The following is a 19050-nucleotide window of genomic DNA, read 5'->3' as shown; positions in this document are numbered from 1 at the left end:
CCCGACGGCACCTTCCACTGGCTGGAGATCAGCGGCAGCCTGGTACCGGACCAACGCGGCCGGCCGCGCATGATTGGAGTGATTCGCGATATCACCCATCAGCGTCAGCGCGAACAAGCCCTGAGCAGCTCGGAAAAACGCTTCGCCACGCTGTTTCACCTGTGCCCGAACATGGTGTTGCTGACCCGCCAGGAAGACGGCCTGATCACCGAGGCCAACCAATACTTTGAAAGCCTGTTCGGCTGGCCACTGCAACACGCGATAGGCCGCACCACGCTGGAATTGGGCCTTTGGGTTCACCCGGAACAACGCACCGAACTGGTTACGGCCACCAAGGCCAAAGGTGGCTTGTTCAGCATGGAAGTACAATTTCGTGCCAGCAACGGGCAGATCCACAATGGCCTCCTCAGCGCACAAAAGGTTGAACTCGAAGGCCAACCGTATTTGCTGAGCACCTTCCTCGACACCACCGAAAGTAAAGTCGCCGAACAAGCCCTCAAGGACAGCCAGGAACGTCTTGACCTCGCCCTGGATTCTGCGCAACTCGGCACCTGGGACTGGCACATTCCCAGCGGCATGCTCTATGGCTCGGCGCGGGCCGCGGAGTTGCACGGGCTGGAGGCCAAACCCTTCCATGAAGCCTTCGATGAGTTTTTCGAAGGCGTGCCCGGCGAAGAGCGCAACACCATGCGCGACGCCTATCGCAGCCTGCGCGAAGGCCCGGCCGGCAATTATCAACTGACCTACCGGGTACAACTGCCGGACGGCAGTTCGCGCTACCTGGAAAGCCGCGCCCGCCTCTACCGCGATGAAAACGGTGTACCGGTACGCATGGCCGGCACCCTGCTGGACATCACCGATCAGGTGGAGCGCGAACAGCGACTGGTGGCTTCCGAAGAAAAATTCGCCACGCTGTTCCAGGTCAGCCCGGATCCGATTTGCGTGACAGACCAGGACACTGGCCAGTTCATCGAGATCAACTCCAGCTTCACCCAGACCTTTGGCTGGAGCGCTGCCGAAGTGATTGGCCACAGCGCCGACGAGATTGGCCTGTGGGACGCGGCGGCGCATAGCCCTCATCGGATCGAACAGATCATCCGTGAACAAGGGCTGGACAATGCCGCCATCGTCGCCCGGCACAAGGACGGGCTATCCCTGACCTGCGTGATTTCCAGCCGCCAGATCAGCGTTGGCAACCAACCTTGCATCGTCACCACCTTGCGCGATATTTCCCACCAGCAACGCTCCGAAGCGGCGCTCAAGGCCAGTGAAGAGAAGTTCGCCAAGGCGTTCCATTCAAGCCCCGACGCTATCACCATTACCGAGCGCGATACCGGGCGCTATCTGGAGGTCAACGACGGCTTCTGCCGCCTGACCGGCTACCGCGCGCAAGAAGTGATCGGTCGCACGGCGTACGAAGTGGGCATCTGGGCCGAAGAGAAACAACGTTCGGCGTTGCTGGCCGAACTGCAGTTCAAGGGCCGCGTACATCACAGGGAAATGCTCGGGCGCAATAAAGACGGGGCGTTGCTGACCGTCGAAGTCTCGGTCGAGCCGATTACCCTCAACGAAACGGCCTGCCTGTTGCTGACGGCTCGCGACGTCAGCCTGCTGAAAAACGCCGAAGCGCAGATCCGTCACCTGGCCTACCACGACCCGTTGACCAACCTGCCCAACCGCGCCTTGCTGATGGAACGCCTGAGTCAGCAAATCGCCTTGCTCAAGCACCATAACCTGCGGGGCGCGTTGCTCTTCCTGGACCTCGATCACTTCAAGCACATCAACGACTCCCTCGGTCACCCGGTCGGCGATACGGTGCTGAAAATCATCACCGCGCGACTGGAAGCCAGCGTGCGCCTGGAAGATACCGTGGCGCGGTTGGGCGGCGACGAATTTGTGGTGTTGCTCAGCGGTCTGGAAGGTTCGCGCAATGAGGTCAGTGCCGAGGTTCAGCAACTGGCCGACACGTTGCGAGAACTGCTGTCGGAACCGATGTTCCTCGATGGCCAGCGCCTGCAAGTGACGCCAAGCATTGGCATCGCGCTGATTCCGGACCACGGCTCAACCCCGACCGACCTGCTCAAACGCGCCGACATCGCGCTTTACCGCGCCAAGGACTCGGGGCGCAACACCTCGCAGATGTATCACAACGCCATGCAGAAGGCCGCCAGTGAACGCCTGCGCATGGAAACCGACCTGCGCCTGGCCCTTTCCCGGGGCGAATTTCATGTGCATTACCAACCGCAGGTCGACGCCCGGGGTAATCGCATCGTCGGCGCCGAAGCGCTGGTGCGCTGGAACCACCCGGAACTCGGGGCGCAATCCCCGGCCGAGTTCATCAAGGTGCTGGAAGACAGCGGCCTGATTGTTGAAGTCGGCACCTGGATAATCGACGAAGCCTGCGGGGCCTTCAAACAACTGGTTGCCAAAGGCCTGGTCAACCCGCTCAGTTTCAGCCTGTGCGTCAACATCAGCCCGAGGCAATTTCGCCAGGCCGATTTTGTCGAGCGCATCGAAAACTGCCTCACCAGCCATGGCCTGCCCTGTTCGCTGCTGAAACTGGAAATCACCGAGGGCATCGTCATCCAGAACCTGGAAGACACCATCAACAAAATGCGCCGCCTGAAAAAACTCGGCGTGAGTTTCGCGATGGACGACTTCGGCACCGGCTATTCCTCACTGACCCACCTCAAGCGCTTGCCGGTCGACACCCTGAAAATCGATCAGTCGTTCATTCGCGACGCGACCACTGATCCGAACGATGCCGAGATCATCCGTGCGATTGTCGCCATGGCTCGCAGCCTGGAACTGAAAGTGATTGCCGAAGGCGTGGAAACGCCGGAGCAACTGGAGTTTTTGCAGGGGCTGGGCTGCGATTTTTATCAGGGGTATCTACATAGCCGGCCGTTGCCGATGGAAGAGTTTCAAAAACTCCTGAAATAACACGGTTTTTGCAGCTGTCGTAAAACTGCTTCGCAGCCGGACGCAGCCTCGCGGTGCTCGACAGCTGCTACGCGGAATGTGCTGGGGGATTTGTAGCAGCTGACGAGCACCGCGAGGCTGCGTCTGGGATTTGCCTGACAAAACGCGATTGCCCGGCGAGGTTCAAGACGGTATCTACAGGGGTTTGCGTTATGTTTGGATTTGCGGACACGAACGACAAAAAAAGGGCGCCGCGATGGCGCCCTTTTTCATTGCTCGGTTTTAGTGCTGCAAAGCCGGTTTTTGCGTCCCGTTGATCGGGATGCGTTTGGCTTTCGCCTCTTCCGGCACGATGCGCACCAGATCGATGCTCAACAGACCGTTACGCAGGTCCGCCGCCTTGATCTCGATGTGATCCGCCAGGCGGAACGACAGCTTGAACGCACGCTGGGCAATGCCTTGGTGCAGGAAGGTCACGCTTTCGTTCGCCTCACGTTTGCCGCCACTGATGGTCAGCACACCCTTCTCGACTTGCAGGTCCAGGTCTTCTTCCTGGAAACCGGCCGCGGCGACGACGATTCGGTATTGATCATCACCGTGTTTTTCAACGTTGTAGGGTGGGTAGGTGCTGCCTGGCTCGTTGCGCAGGGCGGTTTCGAACAGGTCGTTGAAACGGTCGAAACCTACCGAGGAACGGAATAGTGGGGCCAGGGAAAATGCGGTAGTCATGGTTCAAATCTCCTGAAAACAATCAGCAAGGTTTTTGTCTCCGCGACCCGTATCCGGCATCGCGTAACCCTTAGATAAGGACCGCTGATTGCATTTCAAGAGATTATTTCGAGATTTTTTTCAGGCCGCTTCGCTGACTTGCAGACCGAGCAAACGCGAGACGTGATCGAGCTCCGTCTCACGACGCAGGACGGTAAACAGCTCAATCGCTTCCGGATAATTACGGGTCAGCATCGCCAGCCATTGCTTCAAGCGACCCGGCGATTGGCGAGGCGTCATCTGCGCCTTGGCCTGCAGCCAGAAGTCCTGAAGCAGTGGCAACAGCTCGGCCCACGTCATCTCAACCACTTCTTCACCGGCTCGCGCCGCCGCGATTTGCCGGGCCAGGTCCGGCCGCGACACCAGGCCGCGACCGAGCATGATGTCTTCCACACCGCTGATTTCGCGACACCGCCGCCAGTCTTCGACGCTCCAGATATCGCCATTGGCAAACACCGGCACCTTGACCACGTCCTGCACCCGCGGGATCCACTCCCAATGCGCCGGTGGTTTGTAGCCATCGGTTTTGGTCCGCGCATGCACCACGATATGCGCGGCGCCGCCTTCGGCCAAGGCTGTGGCACACACCAGCGAGCCGTCCGGGCTGTCGAAACCGAGGCGCATCTTGGCGGTCACCGGAATGTGTGCCGGGACCGCGCGACGCACGTGTTCGACGATTTGGTTGAGCAGTTCAGGCTCTTTGAGTAATACCGCGCCGCCGCGAGATTTGTTGACGGTCTTGGCCGGGCAGCCGAAGTTCAGGTCGATGACTTCAGAGCCCAGCTCACAGGCCAGCGCGGCGTTTTCCGCCAGGCACACCGGATCAGAACCGAGCAGCTGCACGCGCAACGGCACGCCGGACGCGGTGCGGGCACCGGTCAGCAGTTCGGGGCCGAACTTGTGGTAGTAGGCAGGCGTGAGCAACTGATCGTTGATCCGGATAAACTCGGTCACGCACCAATCAATACCGCCCACACGGGTCAGCACGTCCCGCAGGATGTTGTCGACCAACCCCTCCATGGGCGCCAAAGCAATTTGCATGAAAAACACACTCAACGAAAAACGTGCGGCAGTTTACTGGATTGCGCGGGAAATCTGCAGAACATCGCAGATCCCTTGTGGGAGCGAGCCGGCTCGCGAAGGCGTCGTAACATTCAGCACAAGAGTTGGCTGATAGGCCGCCTTCGCGAGCAAGTTGAATCGTCGCACCGCCGCTCCCACATTAGATTTGGGTGATATTCAGTTCTTGCGACAACAACGCAGGGCCGTAGCCTTCAATGAACTCGGCCGGCATGCGCTTGGGCTTGCCGGTCGACAGTTCGATGCAGACGAAGGTGGTCTGGGCGCGCAGTAACGTGGTGTTGTCGCGGGGGCGCTTCAACTGGAAGTGCCGGGTCATTTTCAGACGCTGATCCCAATCGACGATCCAGGTTGCCAACTGCAATTCGTCATCTTCATAGGCAGCGGCCAGGTAATCGATTTCGTGCCGCACCACCGCCATCGCCCGGTCCAGCCGCCGATACTCGACCAGGTCCAGCCCCAGACGCTGTGAGTGGCGCCAGGCACAGCGCTCAAGCCACGTCACGTACACCGCATTATTGGCGTGACCCAGCCCGTCGATGTCCTCGGCGCCCACTTGCAGATCAATGATAAATGGCGTTGCCCGATCCCAGCTCATGCCCCACTCCCGGTCAAATAAAGTCGACCGGGGCAGTGTAACGGATGCTTACGCCGATTGGCGCGATTGCAGGCTGCGACCGGCCAACAGTGATAACACACCATCAATGACCCGGGGATCAGCCAGTACCCGCTGATGGCCGCCTTCTTCCAGGCGCAGCAAGCGACTGTCGAACCAGGATTCATGGATCAGTTCGGATTCCTTGACCGATACGTAGCGGTCATCTTCGGCATGAACGATCAGGCCGGGCATGTCCAGTTGATAGTGGGCGACATCCAGCGTCGCGGCGCGCATGCCGACATCTCTCTCAACCTGACGAATGAAAGCCGAACGGGCCTTGGGCGGCAGTCGCACGTAACGTGCAAAACCACGCAGCACCCCGAGAATCCGCGCCGGGGCGGCGATCGTCACCAGGGTTTCGGTGCGCAGGCCCAATTGGACAGCGAGCATGGCGCTGGCGCCACCCATCGAATGACCGATGACCGCTTGCAGCGGCGGCAACTCGGCAGCGGCTTCCAGCATGGCCCGAGCGAACAGCACGACGTTCGCCTCTTCACCCGGTGAGCGACCATGCGCCGGACCGTCGAGGGCGACCACGCTGTAACCAGCATCGACGAGTGCAGTGATAATACTTGCAAACTGCGTCGGCCGGCCTTCCCAACCGTGCATCAACAACACAGCCGGGCCCTGCCCCCAACGTAGCGCCGAGAGGCCAAAGCGCAACGTGATACGTTCGGACTTCGCCAGAAGCGGCAGCTCCCAATCACGCGGAGGAAGTTCTCGCGGCGTCATGAATGCCAGTCGCATTTTGCTCGCAACCAGTTTCGGTGCGAACCAGCCCAAGGTGCCATTAACGCCACGAACCCACTTCAACGTGCTCATCGCTCTCACTCCTCAGGCCACTGCCTTCAGGTCATTGCACCGCCGACTTGGCAGCGCGCAGCAATCGATCGGACAACTCCCCCGGCCCCAGAGCGCGAGCCAGGGCCAAACCACCCACCATCAAGGCCATGTCTGCCAGGGCTTTGTCGGTGTCTTCCGGACTGGCCGCCAACTGCGCGACCATCAATTCCACATGCTCATTCAGCGCAACACGAAACGCATCCGGCAGCCGTCCCAGTTCGCCAACAGACGCCGGGATCGGGCATGCAGATTCGGAGGAGTCACGGTGCTTACGTGACAGGTAAAACGCAGCCACCAATGCGCGACGCTCTTCACCGGTAAGTTGCGCATCCATGTCGGCAATCAGGTCACGACGGTGCCCCAGCAATTGCTGGAACGCCTCCAGCATCATGGCGTCCTTGCTTTCGAAGTGTGCATAGAAGCCGCCGACGGTCAGGCCGGCTGCACCCATCACTTCGCCCACGCTCGGCTCTGCCGGGCCGCGCTGAATCAGCGCTGCGCTGGCAGCCTTTAGGATGCGTTCGCGGGTTTGAGCTTTTTTATCGTTCATCGTTGCCTCCGAATATTACGACTAGAATATTATTCTCATAATAATTTTTCGCAAGTCGTGGATGTGACCGCTGGTCTGAAGATCAGTTTGATAGAAATGGGGGATTTGGCCAAACGCCAGACAAACAAAAGGGCCATTCAATAATTGAATGACCCTTATAAAATCCCGCAGAGCGGGTAATCGTGGCGTCCCCTAGGGGACTCGAACCCCTGTTACCGCCGTGAAAGGGCGGTGTCCTAGGCCACTAGACGAAGGGGACGCAAAACCTTCTATACAACTGATCAGTGCTGAGAGCTGATCGATTCAAGGCCTGCGTGGCCAGACCTTGAACTGTAAAATTGGTGGAGCCAAACGGGATCGAACCGTTGACCTCCTGCGTGCAAGGCAGGCGCTCTCCCAGCTGAGCTATGGCCCCGTATTTTTCGCCTCGCGGCGGAGCGACATCTTGCAACATCGCTTCTGTAAAACTGGCGTCCCCTAGGGGACTCGAACCCCTGTTACCGCCGTGAAAGGGCGGTGTCCTAGGCCACTAGACGAAGGGGACGCAAACCCTTCTATACAACAGATCAACGCTGAGTGTTGATCGCTTCAAGGCCGGTGTGGCCAGACCATGAAGTGTAAATTGGTGGAGCTAGACGGGATCGAACCGTCGACCTCTTGCATGCCATGCAAGCGCTCTCCCAGCTGAGCTATAGCCCCTCATCGCTGAGGACGGGGCGAATCTTAATGGCGGATCAGAAAGCTGTCAAACTTATTTTTAACAATTTTCAAAATTTTTTGTCGCCATAACAATCACTTACCGCCCTCCCCCGTAAATCCGGGGGTGTATCCGTTCCTGTAGCAGCTGCCGCAGGCTGCGTTCGAGTGCGTAGCGCTCGCATTATAGAGACACACCATCCTTTCAGACAGTTTGTGTCGCAGCTACAAGGGGCTGCTTCGCAGCCCAACGCAGCCTTCGGCAGCAGCTACAGGTGAACGTCGTCCATTAGGTGTCAACGTCAAAGAGCAGGTGTGTCAGGCGATATTACCCAACAGTTTTTCCCACTCCTTGTTTTCCTTCTTCGACACACCGCCCAGCAGGTCGATTGCCTGGCGCAGACGGAAACGGGTCAGGTCCGGACCGAGGATTTCCATCGCATCGAGTACCGACACCGAACTGGCCTGACCAGTAATCGCAGCGAACATCAGCGGCATGGCGTCTCGCAGCTTCAGTTCAAGGGATTCAACCACCGCCTGGATCGTCGCGGTGATGCTGTCTTTCTCCCATTGACGCAGGCTTTCGAGCTTCCACAAGATCAGCTGCATCAACTGACGAACCTGATCGCCCGAAAGCTTCTTGGATTCAAACAGCTTGGCATCCGGGTTCACGCCACCGGCAAAGAAGAACCCCGCCAGCGGTGCAACCTGGCTGAAGGTTTCAACACGGCCCTGTACGTGCGGCGCGATCTTCATCATGTATTCAGGGTTCAGCGCCCAGGTTTGCAGGCGCGAAGCGAATTCTTCCACCGGCAGGTCACGCAGCCACTGGCCGTTGAGCCACGACAGCTTCTCGACGTCGAAAATCGGCCCACCCAGCGAGACACGGCTCAAGTCGAAGTGATCGACCATTTCCTGCAACGAGAACTTCTCGCGCTCGTCCGGCATCGACCAGCCCATGCGGCCAAGGTAGTTGAGCATTGCTTCCGGCATGAAGCCCATGCGCTCGTAGAACGTCACCGAGGTCGGGTTCTTGCGCTTGGACAGCTTGCTCTTGTCCGGGTTACGCAGCAGCGGCATGTAGCACAGCTCCGGTTGTTCCCAGCCGAAGTACTCGTAGAGCAGGATCAGTTTCGGCGCCGAGGGCAGCCACTCTTCGCCGCGCAGGACGTGGGTGATGCCCATCAGGTGGTCGTCGACCACGTTGGCCAGGAAGTACGTCGGCAGGCCGTCGGTCTTCATCAGCACTTGCATGTCCATGCGATCCCACGGGATCTCGACATCGCCACGCAGCATGTCCGGTACCACGCACACGCCCTCGCTCGGCACTTTCATGCGGATCACGTGCGGTTCGCCAGCGGCCAGGCGACGGGCGACTTCTTCCTTGGACAGCAACAGCGCACGGCCGTCGTAACGCGGGGTTTCGCCGCGAGCCATTTGCTCGGAGCGCATCTGGTCCAATTCTTCGGCGGTGCAGAAGCACGGGAAGGCATGGCCCATTTCAACCAGTTGCTGGCAATACTTCTGGTAGATATCGCCGCGCTCGCTCTGACGGTAAGGACCGTGCGGGCCACCCACGTCCGGGCCTTCGCTCCAGTCGATACCCAACCAGCGCAGGGCGTCGAAAATCTGCTGTTCGGACTCACGGGTCGAGCGCAATTGGTCGGTGTCTTCGATCCGCAGGATGAACTCACCGCCATGCTGCTTGGCAAAGCAGTAGTTGAACAAAGCGATGTAAGCGGTACCTACGTGGGGGTCCCCGGTAGGCGATGGCGCGATGCGCGTGCGGACGGTGGTCATGGCAAGTCTCGAAATGAAGATAAAACAAAGGGCGAATGGTAACAGGCGACACCCGCCCGGCTCCAGTGAGCAGGGCATTTAAGCCAAGTTTGCGCCTACAACGCGCGTATCCCCGGGTGAATGGCCAAATATCATTCGATGGCATTTACCACTTATCGGCTGTATGACAGATTCACCTGCTGATATCTTTCCTTACAATTTCTCGACTACAGCCTGCCTCATGCCTGCCCAACTCAAGCGTCGCCTGTTTATTTTCCTGCTGCTCATCCTGCTGATTGCCGGGGCCTTCTTCGCCCAGTGGTTCTTCAAGGGACGATTTTATGAAAGCACCGATAACGCCTATGTCCAGGGCGAGATCACCCGCGTCTCGAGCCAACTGAGCGCGCGCATCGACCAAGTGCTGGTACACGACAACCAGCACGTCGAGAAAGGCCAGTTGCTGATCAAGCTCGAAGGCGCCGATTTCGATCTTGCCGTCGACCGTGCCCGCGCCACCCTCGCCACCCGCGAAGCCGAACGCCTGCAAGCGCAAAGCAAACTCACCCAGCAATCCAGCCTGATCGCCGCCAGCGAAGCGCAAGTCGCCTCCAGCCAGGCCAGTCTCGGCCGCTCGCTCATCGATTTGACTCGCGCTCAGACCCTGCGCAAACCCGGCTACATCTCGGAAGAACGGGTGACCACCCTGTCCGCCGACAACCACATCGCCCGCTCGCAAGTCGCCAAGGCACAGGCCGATGCTCAGGGCCAGCGCCAGCAAGTCAACGCCCTGAACGCCGAGATCAAACGCCTCGACGCGCAGATCGCCAATGCCAAGGCCGACCTGGCGCAAGCCGAACTGAACCTGACCCGCGGCGAAATCCACGCGCCCATCAGCGGTCTGATCGGCCAGCGCGCCGCCCGCGAGGGCCAGGTGGTGCAAGCCGGCGCCTATTTGCTGTCGATCGTTCCGGATCAGGACATCTGGATTCAGGCCAACTTCAAAGAAACCCAGATCGGCCATATGCAGCCCGGCCAGAGCGCCGAGCTGACCTTCGACGCCTACAGCGACACGCCAATCAAAGCGCGAGTCGACAGCCTGTTCGCTGCTTCTGGCGCGCAGTTCAGCCTGTTGCCACCAGACAATGCCACGGGCAACTTCACCAAAGTCGTACAACGGATTCCGGTAAAACTGACTTTCGCCGCGGACAACCCGCTGCAAGGCAAGATCCGCCCGGGCATGTCTGTCACCGCTAAAGTGAACATCAAAGACACCCCTGACGATGGCCGGTGATCAACTGATCCGCCCGGTCGGCGAACCGACCCGGCGGGACTGGATCGCGGTCATGAGCGTGATGCTCGGCGCCTTCATGGCCGTGCTCGACATCCAGATCACCAACTCTTCACTCAAAGACATTCAGGGCGCCCTGTCGGCCACCCTGGAAGAAGGCTCGTGGATTTCAACTTCGTACCTGGTAGCGGAAATCATCATGATCCCGCTGACCGCGTGGCTCGTGCAGTTGCTGTCGGCTCGACGACTGGCGGTCTGGGTATCAACGGGCTTCCTGGTCGCCTCGCTGCTGTGTTCCATGGCGTGGAGCCTGGAGAGCATGATCGTTTTCCGCGCCTTGCAAGGCTTTACCGGCGGCGCGCTGATCCCGCTGGCGTTCACCCTGACACTGATCAAGCTCCCCGAGCACCACCGCGCCAAAGGCATGGCCATGTTCGCCATGACCGCCACCTTCGCGCCATCCATCGGCCCGACACTGGGTGGCTGGCTGACTGAAAACTGGGGCTGGGAATACATCTTCTACATCAACGTGCCACCGGGACTGATCATGATCGCCGGCCTGATGTACGGCCTGGAGAAGAAAGAAGCACACTGGGAGTTACTGAAAAGCACCGACTACATGGGCATTCTCACCCTCGGCGTCGGCCTCGGTTGTTTGCAGGTGTTTCTGGAGGAAGGCCACCGCAAGGACTGGCTGGAGTCGAACCTGATCGTGACCCTGGGCAGCATCGCACTGATCAGCCTGATCACCTTTGTGATCGTGCAAGTCTCCAGGCCCAACCCGCTGATCAACCTGGGCATCCTGCGCAACCGCAATTTCGGCTTGACGAGTATTTCCAGCCTGGGGATGGGGGTCGGACTGTATGGCTCGATTTTCCTGTTGCCGCTGTATCTGGCGCAGATCCAGAACTACAACGCCCTGCAGATCGGCGAAGTGATCATGTGGATGGGCGTGCCGCAGCTGTTTCTGATTCCGCTGGTGCCGAAACTGATGAAGTACATTTCGCCGAAGTGGCTTTGCACGCTGGGATTCGGCCTGTTCGGGCTGGCGAGTTTTTATTCCGGGGTATTGAACCCGGACTTTGCCGGGCCGCAGTTCAATCAGATCCAACTCCTTCGCGCGATGGGCCAGCCCCTGATCATGGTCACCATTTCGTTGATCGCCACCGCGTACATCCTGCCGCAGGACGCGGGCTCGGCGTCGAGCCTGTTCAATATCCTGCGTAATCTCGGCGGCGCGATTGGCATCGCCCTCCTCGCCACTCTGCTGGATGCGCGAACCAAGACGTACTTTGATTATTTGCGCGAAGCCATTGTGCCGAGCAATCCGCAGGTGGCCGAGCGGCTGGCGTCGATGGCGGACCGGCTGGGCAATGAAACGGCGGCGCTGGGCAAGATCAGTGAAATTGCGCATCAGCAAGCGTCGATCATGGCTTACAACGATGCGTTTCACTTTGTCGGGATTGCGCTGGGGGTGAGCATGCTGGCGATCTTGCTGACCAAAAAACTGCCGGAGGGGATCAAGGCTGGGGAAGCACATTAGTCACCACTGATCGTTCCCATGCTCCGCGTGGGAACGATCGTGTAAAGGAGTCCTATCTGGCACCGCAGAATCTCAAACAGTGATCAACCGCTCCCGCAACTTGCCAATCTCATCGCGCATCTGCGCCGCTGCTTCAAACTCAAGATCACGTGCCAACGCATACATCTTCTCTTCCAAAGCTTTAATGCGCTTGGCGATCTCGCCCGGTGAGCGCAATTCGGCTTCGTACCTGGCGCTTTCCTCGGCGGCCTTGGCCATGCCTTTGCGCTTCTTGCTGCGCGAGCCCGGCACGGTGGCACCTTCCATGATGTCGGCGACGTCCTTGAACACGCCCTTGGGCGTGATGCCATTGGCCAGGTTAAAGGCGATTTGTTTGTCCCGACGACGCTCGGTTTCGCCGATCGCCCGTTCCATGGAGCCGGTAATGCGGTCAGCGTACAAAATCGCCCGACCGTTGAGGTTTCGGGCGGCCCGGCCGATGGTCTGGATCAGCGAGCGCTCGGAACGCAGGAAGCCTTCCTTGTCCGCGTCGAGAATCGCCACCAGTGACACTTCCGGCATGTCCAGGCCTTCACGTAGCAGGTTGATCCCCACCAGCACATCGAACGTACCGAGGCGCAAATCGCGAATGATTTCGACCCGCTCCACGGTGTCGATGTCCGAGTGCAGATAACGCACGCGAACGCCGTGGTCGGCCAGGTAATCGGTCAAATCCTCAGACATGCGCTTGGTCAGGGTCGTGACCAGAACCCGCTCTTCCATTGCCACGCGCTTGGTGATTTCCGAGAGCAGATCGTCGACTTGTGTCAGCGCCGGGCGGATCTCGATTTGCGGATCAACCAGCCCCGTCGGCCGCACCAACTGCTCAACGACGCGACCTGCGTGTTCTGCCTCGTAATTGCCGGGTGTCGCCGAGACGAAAATCGTCTGCGGGCTGATGCTTTCAAATTCGTCGAAACGCATGGGTCGGTTATCCAGCGCGGACGGCAGGCGGAAACCGTATTCCACCAGCGTCTCTTTACGCGAGCGGTCGCCCTTATACATGGCGCCGACCTGCGGCACGCTGACGTGGGATTCGTCGATCACCAACAGGGCATCGGCCGGCAGATAGTCGAACAACGTCGGCGGCGCCTGGCCGGATTCACGCCCGGACAGGTAGCGCGAGTAGTTTTCGATACCGTTGCAATAGCCCAACTCTAGGATCATCTCCAGGTCGAAGCGGGTGCGCTGCTCCAGACGCTGGGCTTCAACGAGTTTGTTGTTGCTGCGCAGGTAATCCAGGCGCTCCTGCAACTCGACCTTGATGCCTTCGATGGCGCCGAGCAGGGTTTCTCTCGGCGTCACGTAGTGGCTTTTTGGATAGAACGTGAAGCGCGGCAGCTTGCGGATCACTTCGCCGGTCAGTGGATCGAAGGCGGACAGGCTCTCGACTTCGTCATCGAACAGCTCGATGCGGATCGCTTCAAAATCGGATTCCGCCGGATGGATATCAATCACATCGCCCCGCACCCGGAAGGTTGCACGGGCAAAATCCATGTCGTTGCGGGTGTATTGCAGGTCCGCCAGGCGACGCAGCAAGGCACGCTGATCGAGTTTGTCGCCGCGATCCACGTGCAATACCATCTTCAAATAGGTTTCCGGACTGCCCAAACCGTAGATGCACGACACGGTGGTGACGATGATCGCGTCTTTGCGCTCCAGCAACGCCTTGGTCGCGGACAGGCGCATCTGCTCGATGTGGTCGTTGATCGAGGCGTCTTTCTCGATGAAGGTATCGGACGACGGTACATAAGCTTCGGGCTGGTAGTAGTCGTAGTAGGAGACGAAGTACTCCACCGCGTTGTTCGGAAAAAACGCCTTGAACTCGCCGTACAACTGCGCGGCCAGGGTCTTGTTCGGTGCCAGCACCAGGGTCGGACGCTGCACTTGCGCGATCACATTGGCGATGCTGAAGGTCTTGCCGGAGCCGGTCACACCGAGCAACGTCTGGTGCGCCAGACCGGCTTCGATGCCTTCGACCATCAGGCGGATGGCTTCCGGCTGATCGCCGGCGGGCTCGAAGCGGGTGACTAGCTGGAATTCAGACATTCAATACCCCTGGGGTCGCGCCTGACCGGTCAAACCGGACAGCAACGAAAGAGACCACAAACGACCGACGTCGCCCGAGGAAAAAACTGGATTGTGCTCAATGTGGAGTCGATTGCCTGCTCTTTCAAGGCAAACGTCCTACATCCCGTGAATCCTTTGACGACGCCAATCGGCTAATGGTCGAAAAATAATCGGAAAAACTTAACGGAAAAGCCGAATCGTCTGTCGCCATCAATCGCCAATGACCTCTATACTAGCTCCCCGTTTGTGCACCGCTCTAGTGCATTCGGCTGGAGCGCCACATGTCCCTCCACTCTCCATTCAGAGCCGCCGCAAAAATGAGCCTGTTCTCCGCTGTCGAAATGGCACCACGCGATCCAATCCTGGGCCTCAACGAAGCATTCAACGCCGATACCCGTACCAACAAGGTCAACCTGGGGGTCGGTGTTTATTGCAACGAGGAGGGGCGAATTCCACTCCTGCGCGCCGTTGTCGAAGCCGAGACGATTCGCGTCGCTCAACACGCTTCCCGTGGCTACTTGCCAATCGACGGCATCGCTGCCTACGACCAGGCTGTGCAGAAACTGCTGTTTGGCAATGACTCGCCACTGATCGCTGCTGGCCGCGTTATCACCACCCAGGCCGTTGGCGGTACCGGCGCACTGAAAATCGGTGCCGACTTCCTCAAGCAACTGCTGCCGAACGCAGTCGTGGCGATCAGCGACCCGAGCTGGGAAAACCACCGCGCACTGTTCGAAACCGCCGGTTTCCCGGTACAGAACTACCGCTACTACGACGCTGCGACCCACGATGTAAACCGTGCCGGCCTGCTGGAAGACCTGAACGCCCTGCCCTCCGGCTCGATCGTTGTGCTGCACGCCTGCTGCCACAACCCGACCGGCGTGGACCTGAGCCCGGCGGACTGGAACAACGTTCTGGAAGTCGTTAAAGCCAAAGGCCACGTACCGTTCCTCGACATGGCCTACCAGGGTTTTGGCGATGGCATCGACGAAGACGCCGCTGCAGTGCGTTTGTTCGCCGAGTCGGGTCTGACCTTCTTCGTGTCCAGCTCGTTTTCCAAGTCGTTCTCGCTGTACGGCGAGCGGGTTGGCGCCCTGTCGATCGTCAGCGAATCGAAAGAAGAAAGCGCGCGCGTACTGTCGCAAGTCAAACGCGTCATCCGCACCAACTACTCCAACCCGCCAACCCACGGTGCAAGCATCGTCGCCGCGGTGCTGAACAGCCCGGTCCTGCGTGCCCAGTGGGAAGAAGAACTGGCAGAAATGCGCCTGCGGATTCGCGGCATGCGCATCCAGATGGTTGATCTGCTGGCGAAAAACGCCCCGCAGCGCGACTTCAGCTTCGTCGGCCGTCAGCGCGGCATGTTCTCTTACTCCGGCCTGACGGTTGAGCAAGTCACCCGCCTGCGCACCGAGTTTGGCATCTACGCCTTGGACACAGGCCGCATCTGCGTGGCTGCGTTGAACCAGAGCAATATCGACGTAGTGACCAAGGCCATCGTTCAGGTGATCTGAGTCGTCCGGTGATATGAAAAACGGGAAGCCGATTGGCTTCCCGTTTTTTATTTGTGGCAGATAGTTTTCAAAGCAGCGACTGCGCCCTCTAAACTCCCCACCATTCAAAATGTAGGAGCTGGCTTGCCAGCGAAGGCGGTCGCCCAGCCAACAACAATGTTGAATGTGATGGCCTCATCGCTGGCAAGCCAGCTCCTACAGGTTTTGTGTACATCCAGGAATTTTGCGAGAAACCCATGAAAAACGATGACCTACGCGCAGACCGCGACGAGCTGGACCACTTCGTGCCTCGCACCCCGGCCAAACGCGGCAACAACCTGGTGATGCAAGTGGCTGCCGGCGTGTTTCTTGGTGGCCTGGCCTTATGGCTGGTGCAACTGGCCGCCACGACGCTCTACACCAAAATGATGCTCGGCACCTTTACGTTCGGCGGTTAAGCCAGTTCGGTGGCACGCTGGCTGGCGGCGTCGTCATAGGCGACATAGAGCGACTCGGCAATCTGACTTTTGATCGCCTTGGTGCTTTCCAGTCCCAGAACAAAACCTTCGGCCTTGCCGCCGGCACGGTTCAATTCCTCAGCCGTGCTGGCCTGCGTGATTGCGTCGAACAGTTTTTCGGCGTGGGGGCCGACACCTTTGGGCAAGCTGATCTGAGCGATGCTCATGCGAACACCTCGTTGTGGTGAGGTGTGCAGGTTGGGTGATTCATGGCGCGTACCTTTTCGGCGAATGGCCGGCAGCGCGTGTAACCACTTCCGGGCGGCCATGGTAGACCTCCGGGACGAATCTGGTAACCGCCCACGGCCGATAAACCACCGCCTGTCCCGACGAATTGCCCATGTTGCTATCAGACGCTTGACTTCTCTTTTTGAATCAGTAACATAGGCGCCATTCCGCGATAGCTCAGTTGGTAGAGCAAGTGACTGTTAATCACTGGGTCCCTGGTTCGAGTCCAGGTCGTGGAGCCATACAAGGTTCCAGAGAATGCTTGAAAAATCTCTGAAACTTCAAAAAAACCCGCCTTCTCAGGCGGGTTTTTTCGTTTCTGGCGCCCCATCGGACTTCGGTGGATATCGCCGCCAGAGAGCAGGTTCCCGGCCGGGCGGGCCGGGATTGAGCTTACTGCTTCAATATAAACGTCGTCAGGGTTTGCAGATCGTCCGGGCTTAACTGCGCGAAAGGCGGCATCGGGATATCCCCCCATTTGCCGGAACCGCCGTGCTGAATGCTGGACGCTACCTTGGTCTGCGCCTGTGGGTCTTTGGCGTATTTGGCAGCTACATCGTGATAGGCCGGACCTACAACCTTATGATCGATCGCGTGACAGGACAGACAGGCGTTATTCTGGAGCAACGCCATGGCATCGGGTTTTGCGACAGGCGCCGGCGGGGGTTGGCTTGCTGTCGGATTCGAGGCCGCCTGCACATCGGCATCGCTCGTATGAGCACTGCCGTAGGTCGCCGCAAGGTAGGCGCCGATCATGGTCACATCCTGATCGCTGATGGGGGCCCCATACACCTTCTGCATCTTGCCCGCTTCTGCCGTCCACTGCGCCAGGCTCATGCCAGGAGGCTGGAAGTTGATGTAATCAGCTGAGTGGCAGGTGGAACATTTCTGCTGGGCCAACTGATAACCAGGCAGCTCATTGGGCTTGAGCACAGCCGTTTCCGGCGGCAATGTGATCGACAGTGGTGCCGCACCGGCCAGGGTAGCCAAACAAACCTGAGCCGCGCAGAGCAAGGTGGTCATGCGTTTCATGAGTTTCATGCGGGCCCCTCAGGCGACAGTTACGTGGCTGGTTTCTATGGCATTGCGACGGTAGCCACTGGGGTTCCAGTCAGCTCGCAGCGGTTGCGTCTCGCCCGCACTGTTACTGGCTCGCACCATCAATTGTGTGGCGCCCTTGCTGGTAAAGGTGATCGGCAGCGTCCACTCACGGAAGGAGAAACGACCAAGGTCCTTTCCAAGCTTGGCTTCGCGCCAGTTTTTTCCGCCATCGATAGAAATTTCCACCTTGTTGACGCCAACACCGCCGTCGAACGCAATGCCCTTGAGCACCACGTTTTTTTTCAGCGGCAATACATCGCCATGTTTAACGCTGGTGATGAAACTGCGTATTGCCAATTTTGAAATCGGTTTGGTTTGTGCCGCAGTGGTGCCGGGGGCGATGCATAAACAATCGTTGTCCGGAAGGCGGTAACCTTTTGCCATGAAGAAACCGTCGAAGGTATGGTCGACGACTTCGATCTCATTCAGGTGCTTGATCCAGTAAGTGCCGAAATAGCCTGGTACCACCAGGCGTATTGGATATCCGTTGAGGAACGGCAGATCGGTTCCGTTCATCGACCAGGCGATCATGGGCTCACCGTCCATGGCATGGCTGATGTCCAGGGCCTTGATGTACTCCGGCGTGCTTCCCAGCACGGGCTTGTCTAGCCCACGGAATGTCACTTGCTTTGCGTCGGCTTTCACACCGGCCTTTTCCAATACGGCCTTGAGTGGCACTCCCACCCAGCGGGCATTGCCCATCGAACCATTGCCCAACTGAGCGCCAAACACACGCGGCATCGAGAAGCCACGGCTGTTACCCGAACACTGATTCACGGCCACTACTTCTACCGGTTCGGCGAGAGCTTTGAGCTCGGCAAGGGAAAGCGACAGCGGCGTGTCGACCGAGCCCTTGATCGTCAGACGGTAGGTATCCGGATCGATGCTGGTGGGGAAATTGGCCAGGTGGTAACGCACGAAAAAGGCGTCATTGGGCGTAATCGGGCCTTCGTTGAAGACAGGGAACGGCGTCTCCAGGTGCGGCGGGCGGGTGGTTACAAGGGTCAACGGGCGTTTTTGCGGGTACTGCACCAGCGGCCGTGGGCCCGCAGCAAAAGTCACTTCTTCAGCAGTTTCGTCGACCGCTTTGGTTTCGTCGGCAGCCTTGGCGAGGCTTGCCAATGGCGAAGCCGCCACCGCCAGGGTGAAGGCATCGCGTAGAACGCGCCGGCGGCTCGGCTTGCTGTTATCTATAAAACTGAACTTCATTCTGCGCTCTCTATAATTGTTTTACTGAGATGCAACTGACAGCCCCCGCCAAGGCACGGAGGCATCGGGCTCGATGTGTAACAGGGCTTTTCTTCGACTTCGGTATCGAGGCCAGTATCGTCACGGATAAGTCGGCCGCTTTTCATTTGACGTCAGGGACTTGACATTTGACGACAGAGGTTGCCGACACGTGCGGTATCCGAGGGGCGCGCCGGAGAAACATCGTTCGGCACTGAATCGCGTCATCGAGTAGGAGGCGGATTTA

General features: G+C 58.9%; 15 protein-coding genes and 5 tRNA genes. 6 read left to right on the top strand and 14 right to left on the bottom strand.

Annotated features, from left to right (window positions below):
* On the top strand, positions 1–2943 hold a 2943-nt coding region (locus tag PMI22_RS24015; protein WP_007943515.1), incomplete at its 5' end, for a sensor domain-containing protein.
* A 261-nt stretch (positions 2944–3204) separates the two neighbouring features.
* Here the strand turns inward: PMI22_RS24015 and PMI22_RS24020 are convergent.
* The 10 genes from PMI22_RS24020 to gltX form a co-directional block, all read right to left on the bottom strand.
* Positions 3205–3651 carry an Hsp20 family protein gene (locus tag PMI22_RS24020; protein WP_007943514.1) on the bottom strand — a complete coding sequence of 149 codons (447 nt, stop codon included), beginning with the start codon at positions 3649–3651 and terminating at the stop codon, positions 3205–3207.
* 120 nt (positions 3652–3771) lie between these two features.
* On the bottom strand, positions 3772–4731 hold the full coding sequence (locus tag PMI22_RS24025; protein WP_007943513.1) for a tRNA dihydrouridine synthase: 960 nt from the start codon (positions 4729–4731) through the stop codon (positions 3772–3774).
* A 181-nt stretch (positions 4732–4912) separates the two neighbouring features.
* Complete coding sequence (locus PMI22_RS24030; RefSeq protein WP_007943512.1) at positions 4913–5368, bottom strand: acyl-CoA thioesterase; 456 nt, start codon at positions 5366–5368, stop codon at positions 4913–4915.
* A 48-nt stretch (positions 5369–5416) separates the two neighbouring features.
* Complete coding sequence (locus PMI22_RS24035) at positions 5417–6250, bottom strand: alpha/beta fold hydrolase (RefSeq protein ID WP_007943511.1); 834 nt, start codon at positions 6248–6250, stop codon at positions 5417–5419.
* 31 nt (positions 6251–6281) lie between these two features.
* Complete coding sequence (locus tag PMI22_RS24040; protein ID WP_007943510.1) at positions 6282–6821, bottom strand: TetR/AcrR family transcriptional regulator; 540 nt, start codon at positions 6819–6821, stop codon at positions 6282–6284.
* 183 nt (positions 6822–7004) lie between these two features.
* Positions 7005–7080, bottom strand: a tRNA-Glu gene (locus PMI22_RS24045).
* Positions 7081–7160: 80 nt separating this feature from the next.
* Positions 7161–7236, bottom strand: a tRNA-Ala gene (locus PMI22_RS24050).
* Between the two features lie 53 nt (positions 7237–7289).
* Positions 7290–7365: transfer RNA gene (locus tag PMI22_RS24055), tRNA-Glu, on the bottom strand.
* Positions 7366–7444: 79 nt separating this feature from the next.
* Positions 7445–7520: transfer RNA gene (locus PMI22_RS24060), tRNA-Ala, on the bottom strand.
* A gap of 315 nt (positions 7521–7835) precedes the next feature.
* Positions 7836–9317, bottom strand: a complete 1482-nt coding sequence (gltX, locus tag PMI22_RS24065) for a glutamate--tRNA ligase (protein ID WP_007943509.1) — start codon at positions 9315–9317, stop codon at positions 7836–7838.
* 220 nt (positions 9318–9537) lie between these two features.
* Here gltX and PMI22_RS24070 point away from each other — a divergent pair, with 220 nt between their 5' ends.
* Both PMI22_RS24070 and PMI22_RS24075 read left to right on the top strand, forming a co-directional pair.
* On the top strand, positions 9538–10587 hold the full coding sequence (locus tag PMI22_RS24070; RefSeq protein ID WP_007943508.1) for an HlyD family secretion protein: 1050 nt from the start codon (positions 9538–9540) through the stop codon (positions 10585–10587).
* Complete coding sequence (locus PMI22_RS24075) at positions 10577–12127, top strand: MDR family MFS transporter (protein ID WP_007943506.1); 1551 nt, start codon at positions 10577–10579, stop codon at positions 12125–12127. The genes PMI22_RS24070 and PMI22_RS24075 overlap by 11 nt, the downstream gene beginning before the upstream one ends.
* 72 nt (positions 12128–12199) lie before the next feature.
* On the opposite strand, the gene uvrB is transcribed toward PMI22_RS24075, so the two are convergent.
* The gene (gene uvrB / locus PMI22_RS24080; RefSeq protein WP_007943505.1) at positions 12200–14215 is read right to left on the bottom strand and encodes an excinuclease ABC subunit UvrB; all 2016 of its coding nucleotides are present in this window, start codon (positions 14213–14215) and stop codon (positions 12200–12202) included.
* A 338-nt stretch (positions 14216–14553) separates the two neighbouring features.
* Between uvrB and PMI22_RS24085 the strand changes: the two genes are divergently transcribed.
* The gene (locus PMI22_RS24085) at positions 14554–15750 is read left to right on the top strand and encodes an amino acid aminotransferase (protein WP_033048847.1); all 1197 of its coding nucleotides are present in this window, start codon (positions 14554–14556) and stop codon (positions 15748–15750) included.
* Positions 15751–15986: 236 nt separating this feature from the next.
* Complete coding sequence (locus PMI22_RS24090) at positions 15987–16187, top strand: hypothetical protein (RefSeq protein WP_007943503.1); 201 nt, start codon at positions 15987–15989, stop codon at positions 16185–16187.
* Here PMI22_RS24090 and PMI22_RS24095 read toward each other — a convergent pair.
* A complete protein-coding gene (locus tag PMI22_RS24095; RefSeq protein ID WP_007943502.1) occupies positions 16184–16414 on the bottom strand; it encodes a hypothetical protein in 231 nt (76 codons plus the stop codon). The two genes, PMI22_RS24090 and PMI22_RS24095, sit on opposite strands and share 4 nt — an antisense overlap.
* 227 nt (positions 16415–16641) lie before the next feature.
* Here PMI22_RS24095 and PMI22_RS24100 point away from each other — a divergent pair.
* Positions 16642–16717 (top strand) — tRNA-Asn (locus PMI22_RS24100).
* 151 nt (positions 16718–16868) lie between these two features.
* On the opposite strand, the gene sorB is transcribed toward PMI22_RS24100, so the two are convergent.
* Positions 16869–17516 (bottom strand): SorB family sulfite dehydrogenase c-type cytochrome subunit, encoded by a 648-nt coding sequence (sorB, locus tag PMI22_RS24105; protein WP_007943501.1) that lies wholly within the window; start codon positions 17514–17516, stop codon positions 16869–16871.
* Positions 17517–17525: 9 nt separating this feature from the next.
* A complete protein-coding gene (sorA, locus tag PMI22_RS24110; protein WP_007943500.1) occupies positions 17526–18785 on the bottom strand; it encodes a SorA family sulfite dehydrogenase catalytic subunit in 1260 nt (419 codons plus the stop codon).
* Positions 18786–19050 lie beyond the last annotated feature (265 nt).

The sequence above is a fragment of the Pseudomonas sp. GM21 genome (assembly GCF_000282215.1).
Lineage (GTDB): Bacteria > Pseudomonadota > Gammaproteobacteria > Pseudomonadales > Pseudomonadaceae > Aquipseudomonas.
The sequence above is the reverse complement of the archived record's forward strand: the minus strand, read 5'-3'. Positions and strand labels throughout refer to the sequence as shown.

What these genes read in the sequence shown, in the direction of transcription:
- PMI22_RS24075 (WP_007943506.1), top strand. Translation starts at nt 10,577, where the DNA reads ATGGCCGGTGATCAACTGATCCGCCCGGTCGGCGAACCGACCCGGCGG.
- PMI22_RS24025 (WP_007943513.1), bottom strand. Translation starts at nt 4,731, where the DNA reads ATGCAAATTGCTTTGGCGCCCATGGAGGGGTTGGTCGACAACATCCTG.
- PMI22_RS24085 (WP_033048847.1), top strand. Translation starts at nt 14,554, where the DNA reads ATGAGCCTGTTCTCCGCTGTCGAAATGGCACCACGCGATCCAATCCTG.
- gltX (WP_007943509.1), bottom strand. Translation starts at nt 9,317, where the DNA reads ATGACCACCGTCCGCACGCGCATCGCGCCATCGCCTACCGGGGACCCC.
- PMI22_RS24090 (WP_007943503.1), top strand. Translation starts at nt 15,987, where the DNA reads ATGAAAAACGATGACCTACGCGCAGACCGCGACGAGCTGGACCACTTC.
- PMI22_RS24035 (WP_007943511.1), bottom strand. Translation starts at nt 6,250, where the DNA reads ATGAGCACGTTGAAGTGGGTTCGTGGCGTTAATGGCACCTTGGGCTGG.
- PMI22_RS24040 (WP_007943510.1), bottom strand. Translation starts at nt 6,821, where the DNA reads ATGAACGATAAAAAAGCTCAAACCCGCGAACGCATCCTAAAGGCTGCC.
- PMI22_RS24070 (WP_007943508.1), top strand. Translation starts at nt 9,538, where the DNA reads ATGCCTGCCCAACTCAAGCGTCGCCTGTTTATTTTCCTGCTGCTCATC.
- PMI22_RS24030 (WP_007943512.1), bottom strand. Translation starts at nt 5,368, where the DNA reads ATGAGCTGGGATCGGGCAACGCCATTTATCATTGATCTGCAAGTGGGC.
- PMI22_RS24095 (WP_007943502.1), bottom strand. Translation starts at nt 16,414, where the DNA reads ATGAGCATCGCTCAGATCAGCTTGCCCAAAGGTGTCGGCCCCCACGCC.
- sorA (WP_007943500.1), bottom strand. Translation starts at nt 18,785, where the DNA reads ATGAAGTTCAGTTTTATAGATAACAGCAAGCCGAGCCGCCGGCGCGTT.
- uvrB (WP_007943505.1), bottom strand. Translation starts at nt 14,215, where the DNA reads ATGTCTGAATTCCAGCTAGTCACCCGCTTCGAGCCCGCCGGCGATCAG.
- sorB (WP_007943501.1), bottom strand. Translation starts at nt 17,516, where the DNA reads ATGAAACTCATGAAACGCATGACCACCTTGCTCTGCGCGGCTCAGGTT.
- PMI22_RS24020 (WP_007943514.1), bottom strand. Translation starts at nt 3,651, where the DNA reads ATGACTACCGCATTTTCCCTGGCCCCACTATTCCGTTCCTCGGTAGGT.